Annotated in this window: 2 protein-coding genes; both read left to right on the forward strand. The window is 63.6% G+C overall.

All coding sequences use genetic code 11. The features are described from left to right. Positions 1–985 (forward strand): oxidoreductase (locus IWX65_RS17480; protein WP_196884823.1); only part of this gene is annotated, 985 nt, incomplete at its 5' end. 325 nt (positions 986–1,310) lie between these two features. Then, the coding region (locus tag IWX65_RS17485) for an SDR family NAD(P)-dependent oxidoreductase (protein WP_196884824.1) at positions 1,311–2,032 on the forward strand (722 nt) is incomplete at its 3' end.

Below are 2,032 nucleotides of genomic sequence, written 5' to 3' on the forward strand. Positions count from 1 at the left end.
AAAAATGGTGTCCTACTACGAGGCTTTCGCCCGTGGCGGCTTCGGATTGCTGATCACCGAAGGGATCTACCCGGACACCGCCCACAGCCAGGGGTATCTCTTCCAGCCGGGCATCGCCACGAAGGAACAGGCCCAGGCCTGGGAGAAGGTCGTTGAGGCCGTGCACGGGGCGGGAGCGAAGATCTTCGCTCAGCTCATGCACGCCGGCTCTCAGACTCAGGGCAACCGGTTCGTTGACTCCACAATCGGCCCCTCCGCGGTCGCACCTAAGGGTGAGCAGCTGGGCTTCTATCGAGGACAGGGCCCGTACCGGGTTCCGGAGGAAATCACAGCCGAGCAGCTGGAGGAAGTCCGTCAGGGCTTCGTGTCCGCCGCGCTGCGAGCCAGGGACGCCGGATTCGACGGTGTGGAGATCCACGGCGCCAACGGATACCTCCTGGACCAGTTCCTCACCGACTACCTCAACGAGCGCACCGACCAGTACGGCGGCTCCCCCGAGAACCGGGTGCGCTTCGCCGCGGAAATCGCCCGTGCCGTACGCGAAGCTGTCGGCCCGGACTTCACGGTAGGCATCCGCATCTCCCAGGCCAAGGTCAGCGACAACGACCACACCTGGGCTGGCGGCGCCCAGGAAGCGGAAGTTATTTTCTCTACCCTGGCAGCGACAGGAATCGATTTCATTCACACCACGGAGTACCGGGCGTACGCACCGGCCTTCGGCGAGGAAGGTCTCTCGTTGGCAGCACTGGCCAAGCAGCACTCAGGTCTGCCGGTGATTGCCAATGGTCACCTGGACGACCCGGAAACGGCTTCCTCCCTGATCGCGGAGGAAGCCGCTGATGTCGTCGCCCTGGGCAAAGCCGCACTAGGCAACAGGGACTGGCCACACCGAGTCCGCAACAACCTACCCCTGGACGAGGTCGACGGCCGCCTGTTCGCGCCGGTCGCCGACGTCAAGAACTGGGAGCTGGAACTCCTCTCCTAGAAAGGCTGCGTCGAACATCAGCGTAAGCGCCAGCGCCAGCGCCAGGGAAACCGCACTGCGGGAGCAGGACGCCGTAGTGGAGCGGGGCCCGGACTGGTCACCCTTCGTGGTGCGTGACGGCAACCTCATCACCGACCAGAACCCACAGTCCAGCCATAACGTCACCACCGAGATCGTCAACTCCCTAGCCGAATAAACCAATCACCGCAGGCGACCGACGACAGTCGACCGCTCTGGCTGTGGCCTCCGAGGTACCCGTCACCGCTTTTTCACCAAGGTCCTCATATCTCACTAGTCTTCTCGTATTTCTGGAAAGGAATTCATCATGGATTTGAACAACCGAACGATCGTGCTCACCGGCGCCGGAAGCGGAATCGGCCGTGCCCTGGCCCTGGAACTGGCCCAATACTCCCCCCGCCTGGCCCTGGTAGGCCGCCGCCGGGAACCATTGGAAGAGGTCGCTGACCTCGTCCGGGAGAAAGGCGGGCAAGCGGTAGTCATTCCTGCTGACCTGACAGATGACGGCGCTCCCGCAGCTGTCGTCGCCACAACCCAGGAACGGCTGGGAAGGATCGACATACTGATCAACAACGCCGGCAACGTTCGCGCCGGCCGACTCGAGGCAATCGAAGAATCCGAAATCCTGGCACAGATCGCACTGAACCTCACCGCCCCGATCCTGCTGACCCGTGCCGCGGTACCAGCGCTGCGGGCCTCGGGCGAGGGACTGGTGGTAAACGTTTCCTCCGGATTCGGTCTGCTCGGAATGGCTTTCTACGCGACCTACGGTGCGACGAAGGCCGGGATCGCCCACTTCGGGGAAGCCCTGCGACGGGAGCTCTACGGAGAGGGCGTGCACGTGCTCAACGTCTTCCCCGGTGCCACCGATACCCCGATGATGGACAGTTCCCAGGCCCAGGCCGAGCACGGCTTCGACTACGAAACCCCCGAGGACGTCGCCCGGGCCACGGTCGCGGGCATCATCACCGGTGAAATCAACGTAGTGCGAGGGGAGTCCACAGCCCAAACGGTCGAGATCAACCGCCA

The sequence above is a fragment of the Arthrobacter sp. CAN_A214 genome (genome assembly GCF_015751955.1).
Lineage (GTDB): Bacteria > Actinomycetota > Actinomycetes > Actinomycetales > Micrococcaceae > Arthrobacter_D.